The 13,793-nt window shown below is 53.5% G+C and carries 13 protein-coding genes; 3 read left to right on the plus strand and 10 right to left on the minus strand.

All coding sequences use genetic code 11. The annotated features are described in order from the left end of the window. Positions 1-5: 5 nt before the first annotated feature. The 3 genes from PEL01S_RS05960 to PEL01S_RS05970 all read right to left on the minus strand — a co-directional run bounded on the left by PEL01S_RS05960 (position 6) and on the right by PEL01S_RS05970 (position 3,557). Positions 6-989, minus strand: a complete 984-nt coding sequence (locus tag PEL01S_RS05960) for a Gfo/Idh/MocA family protein (protein WP_127459698.1) — start codon at positions 987-989, stop codon at positions 6-8. A gap of 24 nt (positions 990-1,013) precedes the next feature. Next, positions 1,014-1,991, minus strand: coding sequence for a Gfo/Idh/MocA family protein (locus PEL01S_RS05965; RefSeq protein WP_127459699.1), 978 nt, complete (start codon positions 1,989-1,991; stop codon positions 1,014-1,016). 147 nt (positions 1,992-2,138) lie between these two features. Then, the gene (locus PEL01S_RS05970; protein ID WP_127459700.1) at positions 2,139-3,557 is read right to left on the minus strand and encodes an erythromycin esterase family protein; all 1,419 of its coding nucleotides are present in this window, start codon (positions 3,555-3,557) and stop codon (positions 2,139-2,141) included. A gap of 402 nt (positions 3,558-3,959) precedes the next feature. Between PEL01S_RS05970 and PEL01S_RS05975 the strand changes: the two genes are divergently transcribed. The 3 genes from PEL01S_RS05975 to PEL01S_RS05985 are packed head-to-tail and all read left to right on the plus strand — an operon-like array spanning position 3,960 to position 5,255. After that, the gene (locus tag PEL01S_RS05975) at positions 3,960-4,298 is read left to right on the plus strand and encodes an ArsR/SmtB family transcription factor (RefSeq protein ID WP_063181281.1); all 339 of its coding nucleotides are present in this window, start codon (positions 3,960-3,962) and stop codon (positions 4,296-4,298) included. A 27-nt stretch (positions 4,299-4,325) separates the two neighbouring features. Then, on the plus strand, positions 4,326-4,841 hold the full coding sequence (locus PEL01S_RS05980) for an SRPBCC domain-containing protein (protein ID WP_127459701.1): 516 nt from the start codon (positions 4,326-4,328) through the stop codon (positions 4,839-4,841). Between the two features lie 39 nt (positions 4,842-4,880). Further along, on the plus strand, positions 4,881-5,255 hold the full coding sequence (locus PEL01S_RS05985; protein WP_108530544.1) for a VOC family protein: 375 nt from the start codon (positions 4,881-4,883) through the stop codon (positions 5,253-5,255). Positions 5,256-5,366: 111 nt separating this feature from the next. Here PEL01S_RS05985 and glnA read toward each other — a convergent pair whose 3' ends face one another. From glnA to PEL01S_RS06020, 7 genes are all read right to left on the minus strand, one after another. Continuing rightward, the gene (gene glnA, locus PEL01S_RS05990; RefSeq protein WP_063181275.1) at positions 5,367-6,791 is read right to left on the minus strand and encodes a type I glutamate--ammonia ligase; all 1,425 of its coding nucleotides are present in this window, start codon (positions 6,789-6,791) and stop codon (positions 5,367-5,369) included. 261 nt (positions 6,792-7,052) lie between these two features. Continuing rightward, on the minus strand, positions 7,053-8,099 hold the full coding sequence (aroF, locus tag PEL01S_RS05995) for a 3-deoxy-7-phosphoheptulonate synthase (RefSeq protein WP_063181273.1): 1,047 nt from the start codon (positions 8,097-8,099) through the stop codon (positions 7,053-7,055). Positions 8,100-8,241: 142 nt separating this feature from the next. Continuing rightward, complete coding sequence (locus PEL01S_RS06000) at positions 8,242-8,775, minus strand: DUF2062 domain-containing protein (protein ID WP_010496218.1); 534 nt, start codon at positions 8,773-8,775, stop codon at positions 8,242-8,244. Between the two features lie 31 nt (positions 8,776-8,806). Further along, the gene (locus PEL01S_RS06005) at positions 8,807-9,760 is read right to left on the minus strand and encodes a 4-hydroxy-3-methylbut-2-enyl diphosphate reductase (protein WP_063181271.1); all 954 of its coding nucleotides are present in this window, start codon (positions 9,758-9,760) and stop codon (positions 8,807-8,809) included. A 36-nt stretch (positions 9,761-9,796) separates the two neighbouring features. Continuing rightward, positions 9,797-11,314, minus strand: coding sequence for a sensor histidine kinase (locus PEL01S_RS06010; protein WP_127459702.1), 1,518 nt, complete (start codon positions 11,312-11,314; stop codon positions 9,797-9,799). Position 11,315: 1 nt separating this feature from the next. Continuing rightward, positions 11,316-12,008: a response regulator transcription factor gene (locus PEL01S_RS06015; protein WP_029191570.1), complete on the minus strand. Its 693-nt coding sequence runs from the start codon at positions 12,006-12,008 to the stop codon at positions 11,316-11,318. A 115-nt stretch (positions 12,009-12,123) separates the two neighbouring features. Continuing rightward, a complete protein-coding gene (locus PEL01S_RS06020; protein WP_174806905.1) occupies positions 12,124-13,707 on the minus strand; it encodes a S1C family serine protease in 1,584 nt (527 codons plus the stop codon). Positions 13,708-13,793 lie beyond the last annotated feature (86 nt).

Here is a 13,793-nt window from a genome sequence, read left to right on the forward strand (position 1 = left end):
TCTCCTTACAGCCGGACCGGCTGCCCTTGCGCTGCGGATTCGTAGGCGGCAAGGGCAACGGCCGCGGCTTTCATCCCGTCTTCGCCCGTAATCGGGACCGGCTTGCCGTGACGCAGCGCCTCCACGAACGATTGCACCAAATACTCGTCCATATTGTCTCCCCAATAGCTCCACTCGCCTTTGCCTGCCTGAACGCTGTACACATCGTTTTTCTGGGCAAACGCATCGACGGAGAGCACTCCGCGCGTACCGACGATTTCCATCGTCACATCCCCCCACGTCGGGAAGCTCCGGTTGCGCGACCAGCTTGGGTCCAGAACGGCGAAAACGCCGTTATCGAACTTGACGTGCACCATACCGGCATCGTCGATATTTTGCTCCTGAAACACCGTCGTCGCATAGGCGTATACTTCCTGCACTTCCGCACCGAGAAACCAATGCATCAAGTCCATGACATGCACCGTATGGTCCAGCACTGCGCCACCGCCGGACAGCGCCTTATCGGCGAACCATCCGCCCGGAAAGCTGCCGCGGTTCGTGCCCTTGATCGCCACGATCTCACCGATCTCGCCGCGCTCGACCGCTTGCTTCGCTTGCATCACCGCAGGCAAATAGCGGCATGGAAAGGCGGTCATCAGTTGCACGCCGTTTTCCTTGCAGGCGGCAATCATCTCTTCCATCTCCCGCTTGGAGATGCCCAGCGGCTTCTCGCACAGGACGTGCTTCCCGGCTTGCGCCGCAGCGATGGTCAGTTCGGCATGCCGGACATTCTCCGAGCAGATGACGACGGCATCGAGATCCTTCGAAAGCAGCTCCCGGTAATCTTCAAAATAAGGGATACCGTGCTTCTCCGCCACGGCCTCCACGCGGGATTTCACTTCGTCTGCGATTCCTGCCACTTCGACCTCCGGCATGGAAACGAGCGAGTTCAAGTAGCTGAACGCATGACCGTGCGCGAAGCTGATCATTCCTATTTTTAATTTGTTCATCGTAGCGTTCCTCCTCACGTGGAATTAGAGATGCACGGCAGCGCCCGTTTTAGCGGATTCAATGGCGGCAAGCGCAATTTCAACCGCCTTGTACGCATCGTTCGGCGTCACGATCGACTCGCAGTTTTCGCGGATGCACCGGACGAAATGGCGCAACTCGTAATAATACGGATCGTGATAGCCCGGGCTGCCCGGCACTTCCACGGCGGCAGGGCCGTCCTGGCCCTCGGACGTCCGGACCATTTGCAGCGACTGCGCCTCCAGGCTGCTGTTGCGCACAATGCCATCCGCTCCGGCGATTTCCGCCTTTGTATGGAACGGTCCGGGATACCCCCAGAACGCTTCCAGATTGGCGACGGCCCCTTGCTCGAACACAAGCGTCGCCAGCGCATAATCCATCTCTTGATCGCGCCGGTTAAGCGCATACACGGACTTCACTTCGCCGAGCGCCCAGCGCATAAAGTCGATATCGTGAACCATCAGGTCGAGGATCACGCCGCCGCTTTGCTCGAAATTGCCGAACCATTCTTTCACCTTGGCCGGATGGCTGCCGGACCGTTTCGCATGCGCTACCCCGAGCTTGCCCAATTCTCCGGCCTCGACCTTCCGTTTGATGTCGGCATACTCCGGGAAGAAGCGGACGACATGGCCGACGAACAAACGGACGCCCGCCTGCTCGCAGGAGCGGATCATCTCCGCCGCATCCTCCAGCGTCAAAGCCATCGGCTTCTCGCACACGACATGCGCGCCAAGCGCCGCCGTTTTCACCGTATATTCTTTATGTAAATAAGTAGGCAGCGCAATGCTGACCAGATCGGGCTTAACGGCGGACATCATTTCTTCATAAGAAGCAAAAGCGCGGCAATTCGTTTCATCCGCCAACCGCTCGGCAAGATGAACCACGATATCGCATACTCCGACCAGCTCAACTTCAGGCATGGACGCATAATGGATAGCGTGAATCCGCCCCATTCCCCCGCAACCAACGACGACGACTTTCATGAATAACCCTCCTTGACGGTATTCCGAAGCTGTTCGGATGCTTCCGATTATACCCTACGGGAAGGGTGCCGTCTCGGCATGGAATTGCTCATTTTTAGCACGATATTGATCGTTTCTCTCAAAACGGCGAAAGAACGGGTCAAAAGCTTAAGGCTTCGTTCTTATATACGTCGGCGGGTGAACCTTGTCGATCAGCAGCAAACCGTCGAATTGTTCCCGTGGAATCATACTTTCCGGCATCATCCCCCAATCGAGCGAGACGCGGGGCTGGAACATCCATGAGGTGCCCTTCTTGTTTTTCCAATATTTCATGTCGACAAACGTATACGGATGTCCGGCTTGCTTCAAAATGTGCTCCATGCTGCCGGGCTCGTGCGTACCGATCTTGTACGCTTGTCCCATATTGTTGGCGGCCTCACCTTCATACATGTACAGGCCGATCACATAGCTTTGCTTCTTCAGCCTGTCGGGCATGAGCTCACCCATGAGCTTTACTCCGGAGTATGGAGAGTTCATGACCTGCGAATTGTTTTTGCGGATGTGGTCGTTATGCCCCCAGACGATGATTTTCTTGTTCGGGTATATATGATCTGCGAGCCAAGTCAAATTGTCTGCCATCATTTCGTCGCGAATGCGCATCGTTTGCAGAAAAGGCTCGTAATCCCCTTGCTCCGTAGCGGTGTTGCTGCGAATAACGGCCTCCGTGTACTCGTTCACAACACGAATCCGGTCGTCCATGACCCGCTGCGTCATTTCGAGTAAATGGCTGTTTTTCGGATACTGCGCTTGCAGCTCGGCCGCATGGTTCCCCAGAAAAGCTTTCATGTCCTCATACGTCTTGAGCAGTTGAGGCTTCGCTTGGGCGTAAGCGGCGGCATCCTTGCTCTCGCTCCAGTCGGCAAGCTCTTCCTCGGCTTTGACAAACGCATCGGCCAGCCCGGCATCCTTCGTTCCGATCCATTCCTTCATAAACGAAGCGTAAGGGAATTGAATCTGCATATCAAAGCCGCTGACCGCAAGCGGACGCTCCGTAGCCGTGCTTTGCTTAATATAGTCGAATAAAGGCAGCGTCTCCTTGCTCCACCATACCCCAAAGATCGCATCCTTCATCAGCTCTTCCGGCGTGCGGGCCTCGACTCGGGCATAAGCGCCTGCCGCATTCCCCATCCCCGATTCAAAGGCGATCACCTCAAAGCCTAGCTCCTCGTGCAAATATTGAATCAGCCTGGTTTTCACCTGATTGTACTCCGCGACGCCGTGGGAATTTTCCCCCAAATAAACGATCCGCTTATCCATCAATAAAGGCTTTAGAAAGGCTAAATCTTTCAATTGCCCTTTCTCAATCGAACCGTTCGATACCGTTTCCGGCTCAATCGATTCGAGCGCGTACGCATGAGACTTCACCCAATTCCCCCACGCGAGATTATAGTCTTCTACCGAGCCCCTAAGCGGAGCTTTCGCTTCCGTCGTTTCCTTGACTTCGGCATACGCTGCCTGAGGAATCAGGCAGGCGGCTGCCACCGCAGCAATAACGGCTTGCTTCATTGTCCATTTCAGCTTGTGCATCTTCGTTCTCCTTCTGTCCGGTACATTGTTGTAGAAACCGCCATTCGCCCTATGCGGTCACCCGGCTTCCATCCTATCAACCATAGGTTAAATTCGGAGAACGATTTTGTTTAAATTTTGGTTAAAAACTTATGCAAAAAAAGAAGCGCCTGCCTGGGGCAAGAAGCTTCTCCAAAGTATTGATAAAGCGGGGGTTTACAAAAATAATTCAATGGTTTTGGACCTGTTCATTCCTTCCTTCACTATACAATCTCACCTAAAATTTTTATGGGGAGTTCATTTTAAATATTCCTTGACACGAATATTCCCATTCAGGTATATTTGAATCACAGAATGAAAATTACCCTGAATAACGGAGAAGATTAAACAAGAAACTGTTACTACAGAGGTGAGCAGCATGTCATGCATAAGTCCGTAATGGACATAACGACGCTGAGCGCTTTAGCTGAACCGAATCGTATGAATATCGTTCAATTGTTGCGCGACGGTCCTTTGACCGTTGGCGAAATCGCCGATCGGCTAGGGCTTCGCCAACCGCAAGCGTCGAAGCATTTAAAAGTGCTTAGCGATAGCGGGATTGTGGAAGTACGCGTTGATGCGAATCGTCGGATCTACAAGCTCCGGTCCGAGCCCTTCCAAGCGATGGATTATTGGGTGCAGTCCTTCCGGCACATTATGGAAGATCGCTTTGATAACTTGGACAATTACTTGCGTGAACTGCAGAATAAGGAAAAACCATAACATCATTTAATTAGGAGGAGCAATTCCATGTCCAAAAACGAAATAATTTCGAGCGTAGAGAACGATCGCATCCTGGTGCTGGAGCGCGTATTCGATGCGCCGCGCGATCTCGTATTCCGGATGTTCAAGGAACCTGAGCACCTCAAGCGTTGGTGGGGACCGAAAGGCTGGGAGGTCCCGGTTTGTAACATCGATTTCCGTCCGGGAGGCGTGTGGCACTACTGCATGAAGTGCGTTGATCAGAATCAAGGCCAATTTTACGGCATGGAATCATGGGGGAAAGGCGTTTATAAGGAAATTGCCGAGCCGGAGACGATCGTCTACAACGATTACTTCTCGGATGCCGAAGGCAATATTAACGAGTCCATGCCAGCGACCCTAATCACGATGGAATTTATCGATCTGGGCGGTAAGACCAAATTGGTAAACCGTTCTGAATATGCGTCGGCAGAGGCCCTTAAAACCGTTATGGACATGGGTATGCTGCAAGGAATCACCGAAACCTGGAATCGTTTGGGCGAGCTGTTGGAGTCGCTTAAATAAAAGGCTTGTCCCGTATTCCATATGAGGAGTGTATAAATTATGATTAACAAAATTGGCCAAGTTATGCTGTATGTGAATAACCAAGACGCATCCAGAGATTTTTGGACAGAAAAGCTAGGTTTCGAGGTCATCGCGGAAGAAACCAATGGCCCGATGAGATGGATCGAAGTCGCTCCTAAGGGTGCAGCAACTAGCATTGTTCTTCATAGTAAAGAGTTCGTTGCCAAAATGAACCCTGACATGAATCTCGGAGCACCATCTATCATGTATTACACGGACAATTTCGATGCGTTGTACAGCGATTTGAAGAACAAAAACATCAAGGTCGGAAATATCGTGGAACTTCCCTTCGGCAGAGTCTTTAACTTTGCAGATAATGAAGAAAATTACTTTGCGGTATCGGAAAAGAAATAAGCTAGTTATAGCGCCTCCCTCGTAACCTCTATACCTCTTTCTCAACGCGAAGAAGCTCCCTGCCTGAGGCAAGGAGCTTCTTCGTTCGAATCTATACAATGAGGCCGAGGCTTACAGATCGAAGTACAAGGAGTACTCGTGCGGATGAATGCGGATCGATACCGCTTTAGCTTCATCGCGTTTCAGTGCAACGTAGTTGTCGATGAAGTCTTTGGAGAACACGCCGCCTTCGGTCAGGAACTCGCAGTCCGCTTCCAGAGCGTCGAGCGCTTCGTCCAGTGTACCCGGTACGCTACGGATTTCTTTCTTCTCTTCTTCCGGCAGCTCGTAGATGTTCTTGTCGAGCGGGCCGTAGCCGAGTGCGCTCGGATCGATTTTTTTCTTGATGCCGTCCAGACCTGCGAGCAGCATCGCTGCGAAAGACAGGTACGGGTTAGCCGTGGAGTCCGGCGTACGGAACTCGATACGGCAGCCTTTCGGCGTTACGGCAGCAACCGGAATACGAACGGCTGCGGAACGGTTGCCTTTGGAGAACACGAGGTTAACCGGCGCTTCGTAGCCAGGAACGAGACGTTTGAACGAGTTCGTGCTCGGGTTGGTCAAAGCGATCAGCGCCGGAGCATGGTACAGAATACCGCCGATGTAGTGCAGCGCCATTTCGCTCAGGTTAGCATAGCCGCCTTTTTCATAGAACAGCGGAGTGTCGCCGTTGAAAATCGATTGGTGAACGTGCATTCCGCTACCGTTGTCGCCGAACAGCGGCTTCGGCATGAAGGTTGCCACTTTACCGTATTGACGAGCGGTGTTTTGCACGATGTATTTATATTTCATCAAGTTGTCAGCTGTTTTGGTCAGCGTGTCGAAACGGAAGTTGATCTCGCCTTGACCCGCGGTAGCCACCTCATGGTGATGGCGCTCGATGCGGAGGCCGGATTCGATCAGCAGTCGGCACATTTCGCTGCGGATATCTTGCTGCGTATCTGTCGGACCAACCGGCACATAGCCGCCTTTGTGGCCGACTTTGAAGCCCAGGTTGCCGCCTTCTTCCTTGCGGTTCGTGTTCCAGTGCGCTTCTTCGGAATCTACGAAGTACGAGGAAGAGTTTTGCTTGCTTTCGAAGCGAACTTCGTCGAAGATAAAAAATTCGGATTCCGGTGCGAAAAATGCAGTCGTACCTACGCCGGATTTTTGCAGATATTCTTCAGCCTTCTGGGCGATGCTGCGCGGATCGCGCTCGTAGCGTTCGCCGTCAGGCGTATGGATGTTGCTCATGATAACCAGCGTCGGATGAGCGGTGAACGGATCAATGTAGCTGGTCTCCGGATCCGGCATCATAACCATGTCGGACTCCTCAATGCCTCTGAAACCGGGGATCGAAGAACCGTCGAACGCTACGCCGTTCACGAAAGTTTCTTCTTCTACCTCGGATGCCGGTAAAGAAATGTGATGTGCTCTGCCGTTCAGATCGACAAAACGGAAATCTACCCACTCGATGCCTTTTTCCTTGATGGTGTTTAATACGTTTTGTACTGACATTGACTCGCCAACCTCCTAATTTCCGAACATTCTCATCATTATGTTCGCTCATTGTTCAAGTTTTCGTTGATCATGGACTTATTATAAATCGGCATCGCAAGTATCGTCAATACTTATGTCAGGTATTTTTTACGAGAGTGTAAGGTATGCTTACACAAGGTCAAATTTCGTCACAAATTGGACAATAAAAAGGCTTGATTTCCTGTAAAACAGGAGAATCAAGCCTCTTCCGTTAAAGAACCTACCTTAAAAATACGATCATTACCGCGCCAGAGCCGCTTCTTTCTTCGTATCGAACCGTTTTCCGCAAAGCGGCGCCAATTGCTCCAAATCTAACATGAGTTTGGCGAATTGGTCCGGGAACAACGATTGCACGCCGTCTCCGGTCATCGAGTTGTCGGGGTCCGTATGCATTTCGACGATCAGGCCGTTCGCTCCGGCAGCGACGGAAGCTTTACACATCGGTTCCACCAGCTCACGGCGCCCCGTGCCGTGGCTCGGATCGGAAATGACCGGCAAATGGCTGAGCGTTTGCAGCGCAGGAATGGCCGCCAGGTCGAGCGTGTTTCTCGTGTAAGGTTCGAATGTTCGGATTCCGCGTTCGCAGAGCATGACGTTCGGATTGCCGCCCGCCAAGATGTACTCCGCCGCATTCAAAAATTCGTCGTACGTTGAACTGAAGCCGCGCTTGAGGAGCACCGGCGTTTGGATCGTACCCAGCTTGCGGAGCAGATCGAAGTTCTGCATGTTCCGGGTCCCGACCTGCAAAATATCGGCGTACTCGGCGCACACGTCAACGTACTCTGGAGTCATCACTTCCGTGATGGTCAGCAGTCCGTGCTTTTTGCCGGCTTCCGCCATCATCACCAGTCCCTCGACACCGACGCCCTGGAAGCTGTAAGGACCGGTTCTCGGCTTGAAGGCGCCGCCGCGCAGCACCTGGGCGCCGGAAGCTTTGACCAAGCGGGCGATTTCGTCAATTTGCTCCGGCGACTCGACCGCGCAAGGTCCGCCCATAATGACCAGCTCGTCGCCGCCAATCGATACGTCGCCGATTCGGATTACCGTATTGTCCGGGTGAAAATCGCGGCTTGCCAGCTTATACGATTTGGAGATTTTGACGACCTGCTCTACGCCGGACAACTGGCGAAGCTGCTCGGCCAGCGCCGGGGTCGCTTTGCCGATAATGCCGACGACCGTGCGGTCTACACCTTTGGACACATGGGCTGCTACCTCGTGCTTCTCGATATGATGAACGATTTCGGCAATGCGCTCTTCGGTAATTTTGTTGGATAAAATAACGATCATGACAATCCACGCTCCTCAAGGACATGTTCATACTTATACACTCATTTACTTAGACGCTTCGACGCTTATACGCTTTTAAGCATTAAAGTAACTATACAACGAGGAGCTGCTCCCCGTCAAGATCGAAGCAAAGAATATTTCTTCAGCCTTCGGACCCTGAGGAGAGCAGCGTCTCTTCCTTGCGCTTTCTACGCTTTTCCTTGCGATTGCCGTCATACCATTCCAGCAGCCATTTAATCGGATAAAAAACGATAAGCCCCAAGACGGCTCCGTCAATAACTCCGCCGACAAACAGCTTCAAGTTGAATTTGATAAACGTATCGAGCCAATCCGGCAGCACGGACAATAAATGCCCCTTGATGCCGCGCGGAAGCACCCAGCCTCCCACTTGCCGGTTCAGGAAGGACATCGGAATGTAGATCACTTTACCGAATACGAATCCGATCAAAGCCGCGGCCATGCTGGCCCGGAATACGTAGACCAAAGGAAAGATAAGAAAAAAAGCAAGCCCCGCCGTAGGCAGGGTAAACATTTCTACAAACAGACCAACGGAGAAGCCGAGCGCGACGATGGCCGGCCCTCCTTTGGCTCTGGTCAGCTGCAAATACTTGTATTTAAACCAACGGCCTACATTGCGAAGTTGAAAAGGTTTTTTGCCGGTTGCCTGTTTAGCCATGACTGTATGTCCCTTTCCTTCCGTGAGCAGCCTACTCCGCGCTTGCTTTTTGCTTGGCGACCGGGATTAAGCGGTCCATATTGACCGTGCGCCGCAGCTCCCAGGTCGCGGGATTGGCAGCATCGTATTGTTCCAGATACGCGATGACTTCCTTGGTGATTGGCGTGGGCGTCGAGGCCCCGGAGGTGACGCCTACGCGGCGTACCGGCTTCAGCCACTCGGGATTCAGCTCGGATAGGTCCGCGATGCGGTACGCCTTGACTCCCGCGATCTCCTCGGACACCTGCGCGAGACGGTTCGAATTGTTGCTTCGCGGGTCGCCGACGACGATGACGAGATCGGCTTCCTTCGCCTGCTCCGCGACCGCTTCCTGCCTGACTTGGGTGGCTAGACAAATCTCGTTATGAATCTCCGCGCGCGGGAACTTTTCCAGCAGCCGGTTCATAATGTGCTTGATATCCCACTGACTCATCGTCGTCTGGTTCGTAATCAGAATACGCTCCGACGCGACGTCAAGCTTGTCGATTTCTTCCGTATTCTCGATCAGATGCACGCGGTCCGGCGCGACACCCACGGCGCCTTCCGGCTCGGGGTGGCCTTTTTTGCCGATATAAATGATCGTATAGCCCTCGGCCGTCTTCTCGCGGATCAAATCATGCGTCTTCGTCACATCAGGGCATGTCGCGTCCACGACGGTCAAGCCCTTGTCGCGCGCTTTGCGGCGAACCTCGGGAGATACCCCGTGGGCGGTAAAAATAACCGTGCCCTTGTCCACCTGCTCCAAAATTTCCAGACGGTTCGGGCCGTCGAGCGTAATGACGCCTTCTTTTTCAAAATAGTCGGTGACATGCGCATTGTGCACGATCATGCCCAATATATATATGGGTCTCGGCAGATCCAAATTTTTGGCGGTCTGCATCGCCAGCGCCATCGCGTCGACGACGCCGTAGCAATAGCCGCGGGGAGATATTTTGATAACGTCCATGCTGCACCTGCCTGTCGAATTTTCCTTATTCCTTCATTATACCTGATTCCTCGGCCGGAGGGAATTGTCCCGGACCTGCGGCGTCTTGCTGCTCCATTCGGCTGCGATCGGCAGCCAGATGATGAAGGTCGTTCCCTCGTCTTTCCGCGTCTTGACTTCGACGGAGCCCTGATGCTCGTCGATAATCCATTTGGCGATGGACAGGCCCAGCCCCGTTCCGGACTTGCGGCCCCGCGACGGGTCCGCCCGGTAGAACCGCTCGAAGATAAGCGGAATCTCGGATTTGTCCATCCCGATGCCCGTATCCTCGATCCGGATCCCGATCTGTCCGCCGTGCCTCAAGGTATCGAGCCGGACGTGGCCCTGCTCCGTATACTTGAACGCATTTTCGAGGAAAATGAACAGCAGCTGTCTTAAATAATCTTCGTTGCCGTGGACGTAGACACCCTCGGCCGCCTTCGTCTGACCGACGATCCATTCGGCCGTTTTCGGCAGCAGCTGCGCTTTCCGCGCGATCTCATCGAGCAGCGGCTGCAGCTCGACTTCACCCTTGGTCATCTGGAACCCGGCGTCGGCGCGGGCCAGCGATAGCAAGTCGTTCACGAGCCGTGACATGCGCTCCGCTTCGCCGGAAATATCGTGCATCGCCTCCAGCGTCAACTCCATTTTCGCATTGTCCTGCTCTCCGGAGGTGAGCGCCGTTTGCTTCCACATTTTTTCCAGAAGCTCCATATTGCCGCGTATCGTTGTCAAGGGGGTCCGCAGCTCGTGCGACGCATCCGACACGAACCGGCGCTGCGCACCGTAGGCTTCTTCCAGCTCGGTGTAAGCGTTCTGCAGCCGTCCGAGCATGCCGTTAATCGTCTGCGTCAGCTCGCCGATCTCATCGTTCGGACCGGTGTATTCGATCCGCTTGTCCAAATCGATCCCTTTTTCGATCCGGTTCGTGGCCACGATGACCTGCTCGATCGGCCGAAGCGCTTTGCGCGCGAGAAACCAGCCAACCGAAGCGGCGATCAGCACGCTGATCAGCCCGATTACCGTCAAAACCAGGCGCAGGAGCGCAAGCAAGCTCTCGTACTGCTCAATCGAGTAAGCCGCCTGCATGACCCCTAATACATTGTTGGTATACTGCTGAACGAGAGGCACATAATACACCATGAACGAGTAGCCCTGAATGCTTACCTTTTCGAACTGACATTGGCCGTTCAGTATGCATTTGACCTTCTCGTCGGTCACGTCGGGAATTTTCATTCCCGTCTGCTCGGCATCGGGAAGACTGATGACTTCGCCGGTCACCAAATTCGTCACTTGATAAATGACGTTATTCGTTTTCGGCAAATCGCGAATGTTCGGAATGAGACTATATTGCCCCAGAGTATTTAACTGAGGCTTGATGCGGGAGGCCACCCCCCCTGCTTGCTGCTGGATTTCGGACTTTAAATTATCGTAGTAAATATAATGCAAAAACAAGTAAAGTCCCAACCCCAGCAGCAGCAGGGTCGCGGATAATATCGCCGTATACCAAAGGGTCAGGCGCAAGCGGATGGACATGTCAGCCTTCCCCTCTCAACACATAACCGGCGCCGCGAACGGTCTGAATCATCCGTTTGTGCCCATGCTCCTCCGTTTTTTGCCGTAAGAGAGCGATATAAACCTCCAGCACGTTCGATTCACCGCTATAATCGTAGCCCCAAATTTTCTCCATAATAACATCCCGTGAAAGAACCCTTCTCGGATTCTGCAAAAACAAATGCAGCAGCTCGAATTCCTTAGTCGTGAGCTCGATGAGCTGCCCGCCCCGGTACACCTCGCGCGTATCCAGATCCATAAAAGTGTCCTGGTACTGCAGCTTGTTGGAAGGCTGCTCCGTTTTGTCCGCCGCCTTGCGGCGCAGCAGCACGCGCACCCGGGCAAGCAGCTCCTCTAATGCAAACGGCTTCACAAGATAATCGTCCGCGCCCAGATCGAGCCCCTTCACCCGGTCGGACACTTCGTCCTTGGCCGTCAGCATGAGCACCGGCACATCCGAGCCGCCTTCGCGGATACGGCGCACGACTTCCCAGCCGTCGAGCTGCGGCATCATCACATCCAGGACGACCGTATCCGGCTCGTTCTCGAGAATTTGCTTTAATCCGTCCATCCCGTGGTTCGCCGTAAATACGGTATACCCTTCAAACGCCAAGCTTCGGCGCAGCATGGACGTAATTTTCTCATCGTCGTCAATCACTAGTATTTTCTCTCTCATAAAATCATATCCACCCGCCCTTCTTCACTTCTATTGTACCAAAATAATGTGGTTTGCAAAAAAAAGAAGCGGAGCTTTCGCAATCTTCCGCTCTGCTTCTTTTTTCATTATCGCATTATTGCTGATTCTGCGAGTCGATCGTGTTGCGGTCGCCGATGGTCACATCGATGTTGAGCTTTTTGCCGTCTCGCATGACGCCAAGCGTTGCCTTATCGCCGACTTTTAATTTTTTGATGCCCGTGCTGACGTCGTTAGTACTTTTAACCTTAGCCCCATTGACCTCAGTGATCACGTCGTAAGGACGAACGCCTGCTTTGAAGGCCGGACTTTTGCGGTCAACTTGATCGACCAAGGCCCCGTCGGTACTTTCAAGTTTTAGCTCGGAAACCCAGTCCTTGTCAATCGGTTTCATCGCAATGCCGATGTATGGAACCGGCTCTTTCGGAATTTTTACGTTGTTTTTCAGGTTATCCAGCACTGCGGATATCGTGCTTGTCGGAATCGCGAAGCCGATGCCCTGCGCTTGCGCGCTGACGGCCGTATTGATGCCGATGACCTCGCCGTTCAGATTCAGCAGCGGACCGCCGGAGTTCCCCGGGTTGATCGAAGCGTCGGTTTGCAGCAAATGTTTGTATTGGCGCGTACCGTTCTTATCCGGGATATCGATCGGACGCTCTTTGGCGCTCAACACCCCGACGGTTACCGTATGGTCGAAACCGTACGGGTTCCCGATGGCCACGACCCAGTCGCCCACGTTCAAGTTGTCTGCGCTGCCGATCGGGAGTGTCGGGAATTCTTCGCCGTTTTGCGGCTCGATCTTCAGTGCGGCCAAATCAAGATTGTAGTCGTTGCCAAGCAATTTGGCTTTGTACGGCTGATCTTTGCCTTGGAGGTACACGTTGATTTCGTCCGCGCCGTCAATTACGTGTTCGTTGGTCAAGATGTAGCCGGTCTTCTCGAAAATAAAGCCGGTCCCCATCCCGCCGGGCTGCAGCTGGCCGTCGTTGCTTTTCGGCTGCTGCTGGTTGCCGCCGAAATCGTCGCCGAAAAATTGGCGGAAGAACGGGTCGTCGTACAGCGGATTGCCGGAACGTCCGGTGCTTTTCGCCTTGACTTTCGTCTCGATCTTGACGACCGCCGGACTTGCCTGCTGCACGATCCCCGAAATGTTGGTCGGACGGGCCAGATCGAGCGAAGAAGGCTTCACGCTCCCGCTGTTGTTTGCCGGCGGTGCGCCCGCCGAGCTCTGGTTGCTGTTTCCGGTCATCACGCCTTGCGCGCCGGTAAACAGGTTCATTTTGTCCGAGGCGAACATCAGCGCGCCGACCACGACCACGCCGGCCATAAATGCGGCGAACATGCTGCGGAATCCGCTCGACTTCTTCGGCGCCGCGCCGAGCTGCCAATTCCCCATCGGGCCTTGCTGCTGCTCCCCGGAATTAAAACCGTACGGACGCAGCGGCTTCGGCGGCGTTACTTCCACCGGAGCGGAGCCTTGACTGTCGCTGACCGTCGTATCCGAAGTGCCGGATTTGTAAGGACCGTAGGAAAAGTAATGAGAGCTTTGCTCGTGGCTCGCTGCCGCTTCCTCTCGTCCGCTCGTTTGCCGGTTATCCCCGTCGGACTCGCTATGCTTCAACTCGTCGTTCGGGCGACGAAAAAGTTCGTTTTCATTGTTGTTATTATTGTTGTGATCCATAAGAAAAACCTCCATTTCGTATAAGGCTTCAGGATAATTGCTTTCTTGCCTTGTTGTTCATGTCTTTATATTGCACGCGCAACCTT

This window comes from Paenibacillus elgii NBRC 100335, assembly GCF_004000865.1.
Classification (GTDB): domain Bacteria; phylum Bacillota; class Bacilli; order Paenibacillales; family NBRC-103111; genus Paenibacillus_G; species Paenibacillus_G elgii.

Coding starts and splice junctions, on each gene's coding strand:
- PEL01S_RS05960 (WP_127459698.1), bottom strand. CDS start 989: ATGAACAAATTAAAAATAGGAATGATCAGCTTCGCGCACGGTCATGCG.
- PEL01S_RS05965 (WP_127459699.1), bottom strand. CDS start 1,991: ATGAAAGTCGTCGTCGTTGGTTGCGGGGGAATGGGGCGGATTCACGCT.
- PEL01S_RS05970 (WP_127459700.1), bottom strand. CDS start 3,557: ATGCACAAGCTGAAATGGACAATGAAGCAAGCCGTTATTGCTGCGGTG.
- PEL01S_RS05975 (WP_063181281.1), top strand. CDS start 3,960: ATGCATAAGTCCGTAATGGACATAACGACGCTGAGCGCTTTAGCTGAA.
- PEL01S_RS05980 (WP_127459701.1), top strand. CDS start 4,326: ATGTCCAAAAACGAAATAATTTCGAGCGTAGAGAACGATCGCATCCTG.
- PEL01S_RS05985 (WP_108530544.1), top strand. CDS start 4,881: ATGATTAACAAAATTGGCCAAGTTATGCTGTATGTGAATAACCAAGAC.
- glnA (WP_063181275.1), bottom strand. CDS start 6,791: ATGTCAGTACAAAACGTATTAAACACCATCAAGGAAAAAGGCATCGAG.
- aroF (WP_063181273.1), bottom strand. CDS start 8,099: ATGATCGTTATTTTATCCAACAAAATTACCGAAGAGCGCATTGCCGAA.
- PEL01S_RS06000 (WP_010496218.1), bottom strand. CDS start 8,775: ATGGCTAAACAGGCAACCGGCAAAAAACCTTTTCAACTTCGCAATGTA.
- PEL01S_RS06005 (WP_063181271.1), bottom strand. CDS start 9,760: ATGGACGTTATCAAAATATCTCCCCGCGGCTATTGCTACGGCGTCGTC.
- PEL01S_RS06010 (WP_127459702.1), bottom strand. CDS start 11,314: ATGTCCATCCGCTTGCGCCTGACCCTTTGGTATACGGCGATATTATCC.
- PEL01S_RS06015 (WP_029191570.1), bottom strand. CDS start 12,008: ATGAGAGAGAAAATACTAGTGATTGACGACGATGAGAAAATTACGTCC.
- PEL01S_RS06020 (WP_174806905.1), bottom strand. CDS start 13,707: ATGGATCACAACAATAATAACAACAATGAAAACGAACTTTTTCGTCGC.